Origin of the sequence: Alteromonas macleodii ATCC 27126 (assembly GCF_000172635.2) — a bacterium.
In the GTDB taxonomy this organism is placed as follows: domain Bacteria; phylum Pseudomonadota; class Gammaproteobacteria; order Enterobacterales; family Alteromonadaceae; genus Alteromonas; species Alteromonas macleodii.
The window spans coordinates 197,151-214,358 of the sequence record NC_018632.1 but is presented as its reverse complement, the minus strand read 5'-3'; the positions used below and the strand labels follow the sequence as shown (position 1 = coordinate 214,358).

At 45.5% G+C, this 17,208-nt stretch carries 11 protein-coding genes; 4 read left to right on the top strand and 7 right to left on the bottom strand.

Translation table 11 applies throughout. The annotated features are described in order from the left end of the window. Nucleotides 1–100 precede the first annotated feature (100 nt). Nucleotides 101–859, bottom strand: coding sequence for a DeoR/GlpR family transcriptional regulator (locus MASE_RS00940; RefSeq protein WP_014947888.1), 759 nt, complete (start codon nt 857–859; stop codon nt 101–103). A 160-nt stretch (nt 860–1,019) separates the two neighbouring features. Between MASE_RS00940 and glpK the strand changes: the two genes are divergently transcribed. The 4 genes from glpK (at nt 1,020) to MASE_RS00920 (ending at nt 9,514) form a co-directional block, all read left to right on the top strand. Beyond that, nucleotides 1,020–2,504: a glycerol kinase GlpK gene (glpK, locus tag MASE_RS00935; RefSeq protein ID WP_014947887.1), complete on the top strand. Its 1,485-nt coding sequence runs from the start codon at nt 1,020–1,022 to the stop codon at nt 2,502–2,504. Between the two features lie 305 nt (nt 2,505–2,809). Further along, entirely contained in the window at nt 2,810–5,554 is a 2,745-nt protein-coding gene (locus tag MASE_RS00930) for a TonB-dependent receptor (RefSeq protein ID WP_014947886.1), read from the top strand. A gap of 66 nt (nt 5,555–5,620) precedes the next feature. Further along, entirely contained in the window at nt 5,621–7,075 is a 1,455-nt protein-coding gene (locus MASE_RS00925) for an SLC5 family protein (RefSeq protein ID WP_014947885.1), read from the top strand. A gap of 309 nt (nt 7,076–7,384) precedes the next feature. Continuing rightward, nucleotides 7,385–9,514 (top strand): alpha-galactosidase, encoded by a 2,130-nt coding sequence (locus MASE_RS00920; protein ID WP_014947884.1) that lies wholly within the window; start codon nt 7,385–7,387, stop codon nt 9,512–9,514. Between the two features lie 78 nt (nt 9,515–9,592). Here the strand turns inward: MASE_RS00920 and MASE_RS00915 are convergent, their stop codons facing one another. The 6 genes from MASE_RS00915 to MASE_RS00890 form a co-directional block, all read right to left on the bottom strand. Next, nucleotides 9,593–10,918, bottom strand: coding sequence for an alpha/beta hydrolase family protein (locus tag MASE_RS00915; RefSeq protein ID WP_014947883.1), 1,326 nt, complete (start codon nt 10,916–10,918; stop codon nt 9,593–9,595). 140 nt (nt 10,919–11,058) lie between these two features. Next, complete coding sequence (locus MASE_RS00910) at nt 11,059–12,012, bottom strand: hypothetical protein (protein ID WP_014947882.1); 954 nt, start codon at nt 12,010–12,012, stop codon at nt 11,059–11,061. Nucleotides 12,013–12,219: 207 nt separating this feature from the next. Then, entirely contained in the window at nt 12,220–12,804 is a 585-nt protein-coding gene (locus tag MASE_RS00905; RefSeq protein WP_014947881.1) for a single-stranded DNA-binding protein, read from the bottom strand. A gap of 267 nt (nt 12,805–13,071) precedes the next feature. Then, complete coding sequence (locus MASE_RS00900) at nt 13,072–14,634, bottom strand: sodium/sugar symporter (RefSeq protein WP_014947880.1); 1,563 nt, start codon at nt 14,632–14,634, stop codon at nt 13,072–13,074. Between the two features lie 357 nt (nt 14,635–14,991). Next, nucleotides 14,992–16,131 carry a galactokinase gene (gene galK / locus MASE_RS00895; RefSeq protein ID WP_014947879.1) on the bottom strand — a complete coding sequence of 380 codons (1,140 nt, stop codon included), beginning with the start codon at nt 16,129–16,131 and terminating at the stop codon, nt 14,992–14,994. Beyond that, nucleotides 16,124–17,179, bottom strand: coding sequence for a UDP-glucose--hexose-1-phosphate uridylyltransferase (locus tag MASE_RS00890; protein WP_014947878.1), 1,056 nt, complete (start codon nt 17,177–17,179; stop codon nt 16,124–16,126). Before MASE_RS00890 ends, galK begins: the two co-directional genes overlap by 8 nt. Nucleotides 17,180–17,208 lie beyond the last annotated feature (29 nt).

Below are 17,208 nucleotides of genomic sequence, written 5' to 3'. Positions count from 1 at the left end.
GCAACAGTGCGTAATGTTTAAAGAAGGCTGCCACAAAGTAGAATGCGAGCAAAACCGAGAACAGGTTTAAGAGTAGTGGAAAACTATGGTAAATAGATGGTCACGCTTTGACAAAGGTGATGTTATTTTCTTCGATTATCTTGCTTATGCTGGGCGGCGGCGTTTTATCACAAACCAAGCAATCAACCTGTGAAATGTGCCCCTGCTCCACCATTGCGCGGCGTTCAAACTTACTGTAATCCGCAGCTAATATAACGTGTTGAGTATGTTCCAAAATGGCTTGGGACACTTTCACTTCTCTGAAATCAAAGTCAAGTAGTGCACCGTCCGAACTAATACCACTGATACCGATTATGCCGTAATCCATGCGGAACTGGCTTATAAAATCGCAGGTTGCCTCGCCAATGATTCCGCCATCGCGATAGCGAACTTCACCGGCAGCAATTATGACGGAGAAATCCTCTTTAGCCGAAAGAATGGTAGCAACGTGAATATTGTTGGTTACCACGTGAAGATTTTTGTGGTTGAGCAACTTAGTTGCAATCATTTCCGTCGTCGTACCGATATTAATGAACAACGATGCGCCGTCGGGGATCATTGCAGCCACTGCTTCAGCAATTTTCTCTTTGACTTCGCTGTTTTGGGTTTTCCTTTCCTGATATGGCGTGTTTTCCCAACTTCTGTTTAGGCCAGCACCACCATGATAGCGGCTCACCACACCGTTTTCGGCAAGCTGGTTAAGGTCTCGGCGGATTGTTTGCGGCGTAACTTCGCAAGCACTGACCAAATCGTCAATAGACATAAAACCATGTAGCTTTATAAGCCCAACAATTTTTTCGTGTCTTTGCGTTTGATTCATCGCGAGTCCTCAGAATTAGAAAATCACATCAATTATACGTGCTTAACTTCAATGTTCCCATAACAAAACGAAACGCCAATGTTCGTTTTCGAAAATATAGCATTGTTAATCCTGTGTAAATGATGCAAACTCTATGAAAACTATCTTCAGGAGTGACCTTATGGGACAACATATCCTTGCCATTGACCAAGGTACAACAAGCTCTCGCAGCATCATTTTTTCTCCAAAGGGCAGTATAGACGCTATTGCACAGCAGGAATTCTCTCAAAAATATCCGAAAGATGGCTGGGTTGAGCATGATCCAGAGGAAATTTGGGAAAGCGTTGTCTCTACCCTCAAAGAAGTTTTCAATAAATGTTCATTAACACCATCAGATATCGCAGCCGTTGGTATCACTAACCAGCGCGAAACAACCTTAGTGTGGAATAAAAACACTGGCGAGCCTGTCTATCCGGCTATCGTTTGGCAAGACAGACGCACAGCCCAGCTTTGTCGTGATTTAAGCGAAGACGAAGAGCTCGTCTCACACATTACTGAATCGACAGGGCTTCTGTTAGACCCTTATTTCTCTGCCACAAAAGTAGCTTGGATATTAGACAATGTAGAAGGTGCAAGACAGCAAGCCGAGGACGGAGAGCTGCTGTTTGGAACCGTAGACACGTTCCTTATATGGCGCTTAACGGGTGGTGAGTCACACAAAACTGATGCCACCAATGCCTCGCGTACAATGCTGTTCGACATCAATAACCAATGCTGGGATGAGAAATTACTTAATAAATTCAATATCCCACGCTCAATGCTACCCGAGGTGATGGATTGTGCGGCTGACTTTGGTGTAACGAAAGAAGACATCATAGGCAGAGCTATTCCTATCCAAGGCGTAGCAGGCGACCAGCAAGCAGCATTAGTAGGCCAAGCGTGCTTTGAAAAAGGCATGGCCAAGAGCACCTACGGTACCGGCTGTTTTATGATATTGAACACTGGTGACGCCCCTTTGCAATCGAAAAACCGATTACTCACCACCGTTGGGTATCGTTTAAACGGCAAAACGACTTATGCGCTTGAAGGCAGTATTTTTATGGCCGGCGCAACCGTTCAATGGCTCAGAGATGGCCTGAAGCTTATCGACGATGCCGCCGAGTCGGAGGCACTTGCACAGCGAGCAAGACAAGATAACGGCGTGTTCCTTGTCCCGGCATTTACTGGTTTAGGCGCACCTTATTGGGATCCAGATGCTCGTGGCGCAATTTTAGGTTTAACCCGCGACACAGGCATTAGCGAAATCGTTGCTGCGGGACTTCAGTCTGTTTGCTACCAGACTAAGGACCTGCAAAAAGCAATGGAAAGCGATGGCGCTCGCCCCACAACTATTCGTGTAGACGGCGGTATGTCGCGTAATGATTGGGTTATGGGCTTTCTTTCAGACATATTGGGCGCTGAAGTAGAGCGCCCTGAAATTACGGAAACCACCGCTCTTGGTGCTGCCTTCTTAGCAGGATTACAGGCTGGTGTCTTCAATTCAATCGACGATTTAACCCATTGTTGGAAGAGTGATAGCGTTTTCACTCCAAGATTGACCAAGCAAGAACGTGATCAAGCCTATGATGGTTGGAAAGCCGCCGTAGACCGTATCCGCTGCAGCTAATTTTCCTTTATTTTTCTGATTGTTAATAAAGTGCGGCTATAGACCGCACTTTTTTTATACAAAAAAATTTTTTATAACATTGTAATTACATTGTCATTTTGTGCTAGTATTGGATCCAAGGTAAACGTTTCACCTTTTACCTTAAATCAGAAACGCTATATTTTTCATAAAGTTACAAATAATAATCACGAAAATATAACGTTAAATGTGTAAAAGTATTGTTAATAAGCTTGATCCGCACATACTAAAAACGTAATTTAAGTGCAAAGTACGTTAAAACGTAGCCTACTCACGGAGAAAACACAGTGACACATAAAATTAACACATCACAGTTAGGCCCTATCGCGAAACGCTCACTTTTAGGTGTTGCTATCGCCTCTGCCCTACACGCCCCTATTTCACTGGCACAGGAAGCAACTACTGCTACTGATAAAGAAGTGGAAGTTATCGAAGTTAAAGGTTTTACCAGCTCTCTGAAAGCATCAATGCTAGATAAGAAAGCATCTGATGTTGTTTACGACGGTATTACGGCTGAAGACCTAGGTAAATTTCCAGACCAAAACGTAGCAGAATCACTACAAAGAATTACTGGTGTTGCCATTGATCGTTCAGGTGGTGAAGGTCAATTTATTACTGTGCGTGGTTTCGGCCCAGATTTTAACACCGTACTTGTTAACGGCCGCCAGATTGCTACAGAAAACCAAGGTCGTGCTTTTAGTTTCGATACGCTTCCAGCTGAACTAATCAGCGGTGCAAAAGTTTACAAGAGCCCTCTCGCTTCTATGCAAGAAGGTGGTATCGGTTCAACCGTAGAAATCACAACTGCTCGCCCATTCGCATTTGACGGCTTCAAGGCCGTTGCAAGTGTAAAAGGCATGTACGAAGACATTTCTGAAGAAACAACGCCACAAATGTCGGGCTTAATTACCAATACCTTTATGGATGGTAAACTAGGTGTGTTAGCTGCTGCATCATTCCAACAGCGTAAGCTACAAACAAACATGCTAGAAACTCGCTACTGGCGTCCTGAAGTTAGCCTAACCAATCGTTCTGAGCTAGATAACCCTGATTACGCTGACAATGCTCAGTTCAACGGTGTGTACATTCCGCAGAACTTTGACCAAATCGTTGATTTAGTCGATCGTGAAAGAACATCTGGTAACCTTGTTGTTCAGTATGCTCCTAACGATGATATGACGCTTACCTTAGATGGTCTTTACTCTAAATTTGAAGTTGACTCAGACGCACACAGTGTTGGCCATTGGTTCTCTGATAGCAACCTCGACAACATGTCTTTTACTGACAACGGTAGTCTATCAGGTGTAACAAGCACCGTTGTAGACGGTGTTGGTGGTGCGACTGACTTTATTCGCCGCCGCTACGGCCGAGATGTTGAAATCCAAGCATTCGGTGCAAACTTTGAGTGGTTAGTAAACGACAACTTAACAGCAAACATTGATATCTCAACTTCAACTGCCGAAGACAGCAGTGGCGGTGACAACTTCTTCACTGTTGTGGGTTATAACAACGAATACAGTGTAGATTTCACAGGTGCTACTCCATCATTGACTGTTGCCGGTGGTGATGCCGCTTTACAAACACCTTCACTAGGTCGTATGCACTACAATGAGCGCAACGGTTTTGACACGGAAGATACCATCAGTGAATACCGTGCAGACTTCTCTTGGGTACCTGATTCAGACAATGCGTTCTATAAAGCAGATTTCGGTATCTATTTCCAAGATCGTGAAAAATCTAATACTCGCTTGTTCGCTTCTGGTTGTGACATTTATTGCGGCTACACATTCGATCTTCCTGACGAGCTTCTAAGTGTATTTACTGCACAAAACTACTTCGGCGGTGTGCCTAATCAGTGGCTAACTTATGACCCTGAAGCGTTCTTTGACTACGCAACGTCTGATGCAGCGGTGCAGCAAATTGCAGACGCTACAGGTGAATCGTTTGACGACGTTCGCGCAGCGATTGATGCAACAAATATCGGCAACCCACAGCCAAGCAATGACTCATTCGTAGTGAGCGAAGAAGTATTAAGTGCGTACGCACAATTCTACTTCACTACTGAAATCTCAGAGATGCCACTTGATGTGAATTTTGGCTTCCGCTACAGCGAAACTGACACTTCAGTAGACGGGACAAGTCAGATTGTAAGAGATCTTCAGCCAATCCCTAACGATCCGTCAGACCTTAATGTAGTTTATGAAACAGAAGTAGGTGCGCCGGTTAACGAGAAAAACAGCTACTCTTCGCTGCTTCCTAACTTAAACGTTAAGCTACAGTTAACAGACGATTTATACCTACGTTATGCGTTTTCTGAAACGCTAACGCGTCCAATGATGGATGACTTAGTGCCTGTATTTAATGTTACTGTGAGCCGTCCGGGTAACTTGCAAGCACAAGCGGGTAACACTGAACTTAAGCCATATAAAGCCACCAGCTGGGATGTATCTTTAGAATGGTACTACGACGATACTAGCTACTTCTCAGCTGCAGCCTTTAACAAAGAAGTGGAAGACTTCATTGCAGGTGATGTTGCTGATGAGTCTCTTTTCTTAGAAAGTGGCGAGTATGTATTTAGCGTTCTGCGCCCTCGTAACGGCGATACGCTTGAAGTTGAAGGTTTAGAGCTTGCTTGGTTGCACACGCTTGAAAGCGGCTTCGGTATCCAAGCTAATGCTACTATCGTTAACTCAGATGCAGAATTTAGCCTACCAGGTTTAGGTAACTCACAAAACATTACATTGTTCTACGAAAAAGATGCGTTCCAAGCGCGTGTTGCACTGAACAATCGTGAAACCTTTATGCAAGAAGCGGTAAGTACTCTTGGTGGTACTGAGCCTCGTTTCACTGAGACTTACACCCAAGTTGATATGAGTGTAAGTTACGATGTAACTGAGTCTCTTACGGTATTCTTCGAAGGCATTAACATTACTGACGAAGAGCTAACGCGTCGCGGTCGCTTATCAGAACATTTCGTTCAACAAGTTGCTGACGGTGCTCGTTACGCTGTTGGTGTTCGTGCTAGCTTCTAATAACAACTAGTCTATCAAGGGGGCGCTGTTGCCCCCTTTTGTCTTTATTCTGCTGAGGAGTTTTTCGTGTCAGGCAGCTTAACCCAACTTGTCGTTTTTATTTTCATCACCGCACTTATCGGGCTTCTTACCTATTTAAAGTGTCGCGGTCATGGGCATAGTAAAGCCAACGAAAACAAAGAATATTTCTTAGCTGGCGGCGGACTAACATGGATATACGTCGCGGGCTCAATAACGTTAACTAATTTAAGTACCGATCAACTTGTAGGGATGAACGGTAACCAAATGGCACTGCTTGCGTGGTGGGAATTTGCCGCAGTGGCGGGCCTTATCATTCTCGCGCGAGTTTTTCTTCCCATCTATTATCATTATCAGTGCACCACAACCACCGAATTGCTGGAAATGCGCTATAACAACAAGCATATAAGAGCACTAATAGGTCTTCTTTTCTTCCTAGGTAGCAGCCTTATTTTCATGCCTGCCGTAATCTACACCGGCTCGCTTTTCATGATTAACATGTTCAATGTAGACATTCCACTTATGTATGTTGCCACCGCTTTTGCATTGATTGGTGCCTTCTACGCTATCTTTGGTGGGCTTCGCGCGGTTGCAGTTTCAGATACCTATTCTGGCGTATTGCTTTTGACTATGGCGATTGTTGTTGTCGTTCTTGCACTATTCGCAATCGATTTTGATTTCTCGGGCATACCTGCCGAACGCTTAACCCTAATTGGCGATAATGATTCACCTCTACCATGGCACACGTTATTAACCGGTATGGTGTTTATCCAGACTTTCTACTGGAGTACGAATCAGGTAATCACCCAGCGCGCCATGGCTGCACCTAATTTAAAGGAAGCACAGAAAGGCGTATACGCTGCAGCGATCATCCGCTTTATCGTTGTTCCTACCATTATCGTAGTTCCAGGTATCATTTCGTATAAGCTGTACGGCGATATCAACGATGCCGCTTACGGTACGTTGGTAGGTGATGTTTTACCTAGCTGGCTATCAGGTGTATTTGCAGCGGCCCTCGCTGCCGCAGTACTCACTACTTACAACAGTAACCTCAACTCTGCGACTGCACTTTATGTTTGCGATATACACGAGGCGTATTTTCAGAAGAAGCCAAACGTTGCACGCTTAAGCGGCTTTGTGACCGCGGCGCTTACTATTGTATCGCTAGTTATGGTTCCTGTGTACGCGCAAGCAGAAAGCATCATCAACTTGCTTCAACAACTTTTCGGGTTGTTAAGTATGCCTATTCTTTCCATCTTTATTGTTGGATTACTATTTAATAACGTAAACGCCAACGCGGGAATAGCGGCAGTTGTCTTTGGTGTGGGTCTATACGCTTTCTTTAGCTTTGTGCACGCTCCTTTCGGCCTGCACTACATTCACCTGATGTTGGTCACATTGGTTTGCTGTATTGCCCTCGCCCTTGTCTTAAATCGGGTTGTATTTAAGCAAAAGGCAGAATGGCGTGGTCGTTTGATAGAGAGCGAAGAAGCACACGGCTAATAAGGTCAGCCATATATTGGCTGGTTCAGATAACTAGGATTACTACGGTTGTGGCGGAGCAAAAGTACGGTTTGTTGCGTACTTTTGTTCCGCCACACGCTGTGAAGTAGATGAAAGCAGGGAGAAGACTCTGTAAGCGTGATTGAAACAGATTTAATCACTCGACGACCGTGCAAGAAAGCAGGTATTAAGCTCGATAAACCGTTGTAAAATCATAAAACCGTACGGATGTTCCTTCTGTACTTTTCAGTCATCTTTTCTTTTAACAACATGCGCTATAAACATCTAGGCATGTAAAATGAGGTTTTTATGTCGTCACTCACATCATTCGTTCGTTTGTCGAACGAGAAAGCCACATTAATATTCGACTGCCAGGGTCGTATGCCCAAAGTCATTTACTATGGTGCGCCGTTAAGTGACAGTACAACACCAGAAATGCTGAGCGTTTTAAACACCCGTCAAGAAGCCAAATGCGCACCCGTAATTGAACCGCCGATTACGTTGGTACCGACTCACGGTGACGGCTGGACGGGTCAGCCAGGTCTTGAAGTGTCGGGCGATGCCGACCAGTGGTCAGCAGGCTTTAGCCTGACCGAAATAAATGAAGATGCACAGTCTGTTGCTTTCGTAAGCGAAGACGCTCGCCGCGGTATGCGTCTTATCACAACTGTTGAGCTCGATAACAAAACGAGCGTAGTAAAATACGTTTCTCGTCTCGAAAACAGTGGCGAAACACCGCTCAATTTAGGCTATTTGAATGCCGCTAGCCTGCCCTTGCCTACGTCCGTAAGCAAAATTAAAACATTTGAAGGCCGCTGGTCAGCAGAGTTTCAAACCAAAGATCACGACCTCTTCTTTGGAAGTTATGTACGTGAAAATCGCCGAGGCAAAACATCTCACGACACCTTCCCTGGCCTGATTGCATTTCCTCAAGGCACGGGTGAACTTAACGGTGAGTGCTATGGTTATCACCTTGGCGCTTCTGCAAACCACAAGCTTCGCGCTGAGCTAATGGCTGATGGCAGAAGCTATGTGCAGTTTGGTGAGTTATTATTTCCAGGTGAAGTGGTACTTAACGCTGGCGAAAGCTATACATCCCCCGTGCTTTACACAGGCTATGGCTGTGAAGGTTTCTCTTCGCTATCACAACAGTTCCATAACTTCATTCGCAGCAACGTGCTAAACCACAGTGCTGAATCGAAGCCTCGCCCGGTGCACTACAACACCTGGGAAGGTATTTATTTCGATCATAACGAAGATGAACTTAAAGCCTTAGCCGATAAAGTTGCACCCTTGGGCATTGAGCGCTTTGTGTTAGATGATGGTTGGTTTAAAGGGCGCAGAAACGACAAGGCTGGGCTTGGCGACTGGTTTGTTGATGAAGCTATCTACCCTGAAGGACTAGACGGGCTCATTGACCATGTTACTGGCCTTGGCATGGAATTCGGTATTTGGTTTGAGCCAGAGATGGTAAACCCCGACAGTGACCTGTACCGCGCACATCCTGAGTGGGCGCTGCAAACCGAGGATAACCCCCACGTCCCTTTCAGAAATCAGTACGTATTGGATTTAACCAACCCCGAAGTGGTTGAGTACCTTTACAAAGTGATTACTGATGTATTGAAGGCGTACCCCAAAATCAGCTACATCAAATGGGACATGAACCGCGACGTAAACCACCCCGGCAACCTTCACGGTAAACCTGCGATGCATGGTCAAATGGCTGCGCTTTACAGCTTAATAGACCGCGTCAAGGCAGCTAAGCCAGGCATTGAGATAGAAAGCTGTTGTTCAGGCGGCGGCCGTGTAGATTTAGGTATTTTGCCACACACAGATCGTTTCTGGACGTCGGATTCTAACGACGCACTAGACCGTTTGTATATTCAGCGTGGTTGTTCTTATTTCTTCCCGGCTGAAGTAATGGGCGCACACGTTGGCCCGCGCGACTGCCATATAACGGGTAGACACTTACCTATTGAGATTCGTTCGGCAGTAGCCTTGTTTGGCCATATGGGTATAGAGATGGACCCACGTGAACTTACTGACCACGAGCAAAGCGTGCTTACTGATGCTATTTCACTTTACAAAAAGTATCGTCATATCACCCACGGCGGCGATCTATTCCGCATGGACGATGACGGCATGAACGTAAAATTTGGTTATGTATCTAAAGACAAGCAAGAAGGTATTTTTGCATATAACAGCGTTTTGGAAACTGTTCGCACTACGCCAAACCGCTTCTACTTTGCAGGTCTTGATGCTAATAAACAATACACCATTGAGCGTGTATGGCCTGAAAAGCTAAAAGAATACACCCCGTCTATTTTGCAACAAACTGATGGCCAAGTATTCTCAGGTGAAGTATTGATGAAATACGGCATGCAGCTGCCGGTATTGTTCCCGCAAACTGCACTAATTTATACCGTTAAAGCGGTATAGAGCTGAAGACTCGACTCGAAAGCTAGAAGCTAAAGCGAGCTAAGCGGTGTTACGCCGCTGCTCGCTTTTTTGTGGTGCTTACTTGCTTTGCATCTCCAAGCCTAACGCCCAGCGATCGTCAAACCCTTTCCAAGGCTCTGGCTTTTTGCCATCTACGGGTACTTGGGCACTACTGCCACTCACGTTCAGGTATTCACAATCATCTTTTAAACCTTTCACATGGCAGTTCATAAGCGCAAGCGCAAAATGCTCGTTAATGGCATTAAGCTTTTGCACTTCCCATGCTGGCTCAATGTAACTTCCCAAATCAAATTCACTGCCATAAGCTTCTTTAGGTGCAGGGTGAGGTGCAACATTGTGGCGTGCATTCTTGATGGTTAGTAACTTAGATTCTTTACTGCCGGTATTATCGAATAACCACTTTATACCGTCGTAGCCAGAAATATCGTCGTTATCCCCAGCAACATAAAGAACAGGAACTTTAATATTGTTTAGCGATTGCACATCAAATAGCTGATGTTGCCCGCCCCATGGCGCAAGTGCTAGCGCCGCTTTCCAGGCTGGTAATGCTTCTTCGCTACTGGCCTTGCCACCTGCGCAGGTGTTAAGCGCTTCTTTAATTAACGCCGCCGTTTTAGGATCTTGTGTACCAGTGAAGGTTGCGGCGGTTTGGTCGTTAAAAGCATAGCATCCTCCTACCGTGCTAACTGCGCCGTAGCCCCCCATTGAATAGCCAATCACTCCCGCTTTGCTTGCATCCACACTCTCTTTAAAAAAGGTATTTTCGCTGATGCTGTTCAATGTAAGAACTTGGTCTCGTGAACGATTTAATAACGTACTTGGAAAACCTGAATACGGATTTTCTGCAAAATTAACATCTTTGTTTGTGGAATCTGTGTGGTCGATTGCCGCTACTACATAACCGTGAGACGCAAGGTGTTCGCCTAAATAAAACATAAGGGTGCGGTAACCGGTATAACCATGAGAGATAACTATTACCGGAAAATCAGTGTCAGCAGCGGCTATAGGCGCATCACGGCTTGCATCAGCTTGTACCTCAAACACCTGACCACTTCTTGTTTCATTAATGTACGTGGCCTTTTGAGCCGAGCTTGCTGCAGGATACCAAACCTCCAAAGTAAGTGATCGCTCGACTTCATTACCAGCAATGTCTTTTACTTTAACAGGATAAGCCGCTTCGATTGTCTTTACGCCAACATCATAGTTACCTTTGTCACTTAACGATGGCATTACGTCGGCTGGAAACGGCTTATAAAGCGTTTGAGCAGCTGATACCGAAGGAGATATGGCCGCGGTCGCTGAAGCCAGAACAGCACCGCCAAAAAGTAGGGATAACGTTTTCATAATTTGGGTAATTTTCTCGTTATTAACAGGCAAATTCATAATACCTCGTCACGGGTATCGCACAAGCCAAACACTATTATTATTGTTGATTAAGAAGAATAAGGGGCGGTAATAAAACAGGGCGCTTTAAGCATGAATTGTCATGAAAGTAATGGTAAAACGTAACACCTTGAAAGCCTTTAATTTGAAAGGTATTGCTTCCACCTTTCATCAAAAAGCGGTTTAAGAAATAAAGGGTATCCATCTGCCACAAAGTTAATGTCTCTTAAGGTTTGGCTTTTCATAGGCGTGGATGTAATGTGAGTTAGCGCGCTGTCTAGATCACTCGTTACCGCTTGTCCTAGCTCACTCTTAGAACACAGTAAGCGCTTTGTTCCTCTTAGCTGCTGTGACAGTTCACTGATTTGATAAACATTAAGCGCATCGAGTTCTTCTTCTGGTAATGCTGAAAGCTCGCGGTGCCCTACATAGCCAAAGTCTATTCTTCCACTTTCCAGTAGGGCTATGGTGTGCATGCCTAAGTCTTTGCCTAACCCATTTAAACGAACCACATTGTTTTTTGTAGCCCATTGCTCAACAGTATCGGCGTATACGTTATTCACATCGTTGTAGAGTACCGTTCTCAAATTTTGCTGAAGCAGAGCGCGTAAAGAAATGGACTCAAAATATCCCTGCGTTGGCTGAGACTGCGCGGTATCTAATTCATTTTTCAATGAAGGCTGAGGCGCTTTTCTTGCAACAATGAGTAGCGGTAAGTTTATAGAGGTTGGCTGGGAGTAATATCCCCACTCAGCGCGTTCTTCTTGGTAAGCGGCGCCATAAAAACAATACACTTTTTGTGCGGATTGTTGATGCTGTACCAACGACCATGCACGTTTAACCGGATAAGCTTCAAATTGGTGTTCGTAGTTATGCAGGTGTGTAGAGAGGTACGCCATGACGTCATAGATCGGCCCTGAAGTGATACTGACACCACTGCCTTCGATTCCAAGCTCGGGTGGGCGCAACCATACTACTGTAGGCTTTTTGGAGGCGCAGCTTTCCTCTTCACACTCGCCGCCTGTTTGCGCAAACAACACGCTGCTTTTAAGACACAACAAAACAAAAGCCACCAAGGTTACTACTACTGACACTGCAAAAACTCAACCTTTTACACGTAATTCTTAAAGCTCACTCATCGCGTTTATGGGAAAACAACAATGGGAATATGATGAAATTATTTTAAGGTAATCGGGGGAAGAATGGCGGGCACCAATCTCATAATTGGGCGAACTTAGCTCAAAAAAGAGCCGCTATTAAAGCGGCTCTTAGATGATTTTCAACACGTGAACAGTTTTTTCTTAAAACGGAATGTCATCGTCGAAGTCAAAATCTGGCTCAGCCATTGGTGGGTTCTTTGGCTGACCTTGATTGCCACCTTGAGGCGCTTGATTGTAGCCGCCACCTTGGTTTGAGTTGTAGCCGCCCTGCTGGCCACCACCTTGCTGTGGCGCTTGGTTATAACCGCCTTGTGCTGGCGCCTGGTTGTAACCACCTTGGTTGTTCTGAGGACGTTGGTAACCACCGTTACCGCCACCGCCTTCACCGCCGCGACCGCCAAGCATTTGCATTTGGTCTACGATAATTTCAGTGGTGTATTTATCTTGGCCTTGTTGATCTTGCCACTTACGCGTCTGCAATTTACCTTCAACATAAATTTGCGAGCCCTTTTTCAGGTACTCTCCGGCAATTTCTGCTAAGCGACGGTACATTGTAAGGCGGTGCCACTCAGTGCGCTCTTGAACCTGACCCTGTTGGTCTTTCCAGCTTTCGCTAGTTGCTAGGCTTAAGTTCGCAACGGCGTTTCCGTTAGGCATGTATCTAACTTCAGGATCATTGCCAAGGTTTCCAACAAGAATAACCTTATTAACGCCTTTCGTTGCCATTGATGTCTCCTGTAACGTTTTTAGTGGCTTGCTGTATAACTCTTCTTAGTAAGACATCAGCAAGCGCGAAAGTTCATCGAATATTAGCCGGTTAGTATACCGTATTTTATGAGGGAAAATTGAAGTTTTTCGCCACAGGTTTACGTTACTAACTGCAACACGTTCTAGAACTTAACAAAATTTATTGTCAGCGTCTTCTGAACTTTCGCGTTGTTTTTAGCTAATTTTAGCAAGGGCGTTGCGATTAAAAACGCCCTTCTTTGTCTGCTACCACCACGTAATGTAAAACGCCGCTGTAAGGATAACTACAGCGATAGATGCTACATTAAATCCGCTTGTGGTTTTGAACTGCACTTCGTTTAGGTCGACAGCGTTTTCACTGACACCTTTTTTCTCTAGCAAAGAAACAACCACAGCTAAAGCAATACAAAGCAGGAAGACAAGTCCAACACGGTCAATAAACGGCAGTTCAGGCCAGAACTGTCTAAACGCAATGCTTAAAACAAATGAGCCTAATGCGGCCAACAGACCACCGTTTGCTGTGGTTTTCTTCCAGAACATACCTAAAACGAACAATGCGCAGATACCTGGTGTAAAGAAGCCCGTGAATTCCTGGATATACTGGAATGCTTGATCAAAATTACCCAACAGCGGCTTGGCCACCACCATAGCAATGATAAGCGCGACCAAGCTTACGATACGACCCACTTTCACATAATGCTGCTGCGACTCGTTTGGACGCTTATCTTTATAAAGGTCCATGGTAAAAATAGTAGAAACGCTATTTGTCATCGACGCTAGCGAGGACACAATCGCCGCCACCAAGGCTGCGAAGATAATACCTTTAAGGCCAACAGGCATCAGCGTCATTAGGCTTGGGTATGCTTGGTCCGGTTTAGCTAAGTCTGGCACAATTAGCACTGCTGCAATCCCTGGCAATACCACAATTAGCGGCATTAGCAGTTTTAGGAAAGCCGCAAACGCAATACCTTTTTGCGCTTCTTGAACGCTCTTTGCCGCCAACGTGCGCTGAATGATGTACTGGTTAAAGCCCCAATACGACAGGTTCATGATCCACATACCGCCAATCAATACAGAAATGCCCGGCAAGTCCATATAGTGCGGGTTGTCTTCTGACAAAATCATGTCGAATTTCTCAGGGAGCTTGTTAGTAAGGTCAACAAAACCTTGGATGGCACCATTGCCGTCGCTGATTAGGTTTAACGCCGTATACGACAGGAACAAGCCACCAATAACCAACAACACGACTTGAATAATGTCGGTGAGTGCTACCGCTTTCAAGCCGCCGTAAAGTGAATAGGTTAACGAGAAAAGACCTAAGAACATCATGCCGTAAACCATATCAACACCCGCGATGGTATTGATGGCCAATGCACCTAACCACAGCACAGCCGTTAGGTTTACAAAAACATAAACACCTAGCCAGAATATTGCCATTACCTTGCGCACGCGATGATCATATCGCTGCTCAAGAAATTGAGGCATGGTGTAAATTTTATGCTTAAGAAAGATAGGTAAGAAGAACTTGCCGACAATAAGCAGCGTAATGGCGGCCATCCACTCATAAGACGCAATGGCAAGCCCCAACTGGTAACCTGACCCCGACATGCCGATGATTTGTTCGGCAGAAATATTGGCAGCGATGAGTGATGCGCCAATTGCCCACCATGGCAAGCTTGAGCCCGCTAGAAAGTAATCATTTGTGTCTTTTTGATGACCCTGCTTTTCGCGAGAAACCCACCACGCAATTCCGACAAGCGCGACGACGTATACCACGAACAACGTGATATCTATTGATGCTAATTTCATAGTTTTTCCCAAAGTTCTTATTTTGGGTGCGGCGATTGTTATGCAGGGTACACAGGTGAAAAATTGTTTTTATTATTATATTGGTTGTTGCCACACCAGTGTCACGTTATTAAAACGCGTTTCGCAAAGCACAATAAATCATAAATGGGTGAAAAACTCACCGTTAAACTTATCGCGTTATTGCGGGTAGTATTAGTATCACACTTTGTTTACTTTTTTTAACTAGAAATGTGCACTTTTTGTAAAAAAAAAGCCGCAACCAATGGATGCGGCTTAAGGGACACAAACAATTCTAAAGAATAGGATTGTTTAGAAAGGGGAGAGGTTTGTGCATAAAGGCTGTATTTAAATCGATAATTAGGCGAACGCGCCCTGTGTAGCCGTACACACATAAATATCAGCACTGTACCCTGTTTCATCAGAGTACTTGTCGGCCACGACTTGCTTCACCGCTTCAACTTTGTCGGTAGGTACAAGGGCCACTACGCAGCCGCCGAATCCACCGCCAGTCATGCGAACACCACCCGATTTACCCAGCACTTCACCAATGATCTCAACCAAGTAATCGATTGGGCGAACGGTAATTTCAAAGTCATCACGCATGGAGATGTGAGATTGCGCCATGGCTTCACTAACCGTTTCGATGTCGCCAGCTTTTAAGGCTTGGCTTGCTGCCAGTGTTCTAGCGTTTTCGGTAACAATATGCTTCGCGCGGCGATAAACCACCTCTGGCATATGTGCTTTAGCGCCTTCTAGCATTTCCATAGTTGCTTCGCGTAACGATGACACACCCAATAACGACGCGCCTTGTTCACACTGCTGACGACGCAAGTTGTATTCACTGTCAACCAAACCACGTTTAACATTCGAATTGATGATAACGATTTGATGCGAGTCTGGTAGTGGTGAATGCTCAATGGCTAGCGACTGGCAATCAAGCAGCATTGCCATGCCTTCATTACCCATAGCAGAGATTAACTGATCCATAATTCCGCATGAGCAGCCTACGAACGTATTCTCGGCTTTCTGCCCTAACAGTGCAGCCTGTACGCCATCGAGGGGCAACTCATACAGCGCGCTTAACGCTTTTAATATAGCCACTTCAAAAGATGCCGAAGAGCTTAACCCAGCGCCTTGTGGCACATTGCCCGTAACCAATAAGTTAGCGCCGCCAAAATCTGGAATGGCCTCTTTAAGTACTTTCACTACGCCGCGAACATAGTTTGCCCATCCTTGTTCTTCGTCATAGTTAATGTCTGACAACGAGAACTGGTTTTGCTGATTTTCGTAGTCCATCGCGGTAACCACGATGTCGTTATCTGCGCGCTTTGTTGCCGCAACCCACGTTCCAAAGTTGATTGCAGCCGGAAATACGAACCCTTCGTTATAATCGGTGTGCTCACCAATAATGTTCACTCGACCCGGCGCATGTGCGATTAACGCTGGCGCCTCGCCGTAATGCGTTTCAAAATTAGAAGAAAGTACTTGATTATCCATTCGCATTCTCACGTTTCTTATAGTGCACTGTGGATAGTGCTTTTAATCTGTCTGCCGCTTGTTCAGGGGTCAAATCTCGCTGTGCCTCTGCCATCATTTCGTACCCAACCATAAACTTGCGTACACTTGCTGAGCGCAGAAGTGGTGGGAAGAAATGCGCATGTAGCGTCCATTCAGGGTGCGCTTCACTATCAAATGGGGCACTGTGCCATCCCATAGAGTATGGGAAAGACGTTTCAAATAAGTTGTCGTACTTCGCTGTAATTTCGCCAATGATCTTAGCAAGAGATAGCGACTGAGAATCCGAGAGCATGTGCATAGATTGCACGTCAAATCTGGGTAACAGTAGCGTCTCAAAAGGCCAAGCGGCCCAGTATGGTACAACTACAACCCAATCATCATTTTGACACACGACTCGCTCTTGCTTCGCTACTTCTTGTTCGGCATAGTCCAACAGCATAGGCGTGCCGTTATCACCAAAGTATTGCTGTAGCTGCACGACTTTTTTCGCTGGGTCGGTAGGCACATGCTGCTGCGCCCATACTTGACCATGAGGGTGAGGATTTGAACACCCCATCATTGAGCCTTTGTTTTCAAAAACTTGTACCCAGCGATAGGTTTCACCAAGTTCAGCGGTTTGTGCTTTCCACGTGTTGACTACGTCTACGCGTTCTTCATCGGAAAGCTCAGGTAACGTTTTGCTGTGATCAGGGGAAAAACAAATAACACGACTGCAGCCTTGCTCAGTTTCGAACTGAAACAGCCCCTTTTTCTCACTGGCTTGTTCTGTATCTTGCTTAAGGGCAGCAAAATCGTTTTGAAAAACAAACGTACCTTTGTAATCAGGGTTAACTTCACCATTCACGCGGGTGTTTGTTGGACATAAATAACACGTAGAGTCGTAAGATGGCTTTTGTTCGTTGTTTGGCTCTTCTGAGGCTCCCTGCCAAGGGCGCTTCGCTCTGTGAGGCGACACTAACACCCACTCACCCAACAAAGGGTTGTAACGGCGATGTGGATCGTTGGTAGGGTCGAAAGGGGTTCCCATAATCACTCTCTCTGAATTAGCCTGCTACG

Excerpts from the sequence above, each read along its gene's own strand:
- MASE_RS00890 (WP_014947878.1), bottom strand. The coding sequence starts at position 17,179 with ATGGGAACCCCTTTCGACCCTACCAACGATCCACATCGCCGTTACAAC.
- MASE_RS00940 (WP_014947888.1), bottom strand. The coding sequence starts at position 859 with ATGAATCAAACGCAAAGACACGAAAAAATTGTTGGGCTTATAAAGCTA.
- glpK (WP_014947887.1), top strand. The coding sequence starts at position 1,020 with ATGGGACAACATATCCTTGCCATTGACCAAGGTACAACAAGCTCTCGC.
- MASE_RS00900 (WP_014947880.1), bottom strand. The coding sequence starts at position 14,634 with ATGAAATTAGCATCAATAGATATCACGTTGTTCGTGGTATACGTCGTC.
- MASE_RS00905 (WP_014947881.1), bottom strand. The coding sequence starts at position 12,804 with ATGGCAACGAAAGGCGTTAATAAGGTTATTCTTGTTGGAAACCTTGGC.
- galK (WP_014947879.1), bottom strand. The coding sequence starts at position 16,131 with ATGGATAATCAAGTACTTTCTTCTAATTTTGAAACGCATTACGGCGAG.
- MASE_RS00920 (WP_014947884.1), top strand. The coding sequence starts at position 7,385 with ATGTCGTCACTCACATCATTCGTTCGTTTGTCGAACGAGAAAGCCACA.
- MASE_RS00915 (WP_014947883.1), bottom strand. The coding sequence starts at position 10,918 with ATGAATTTGCCTGTTAATAACGAGAAAATTACCCAAATTATGAAAACG.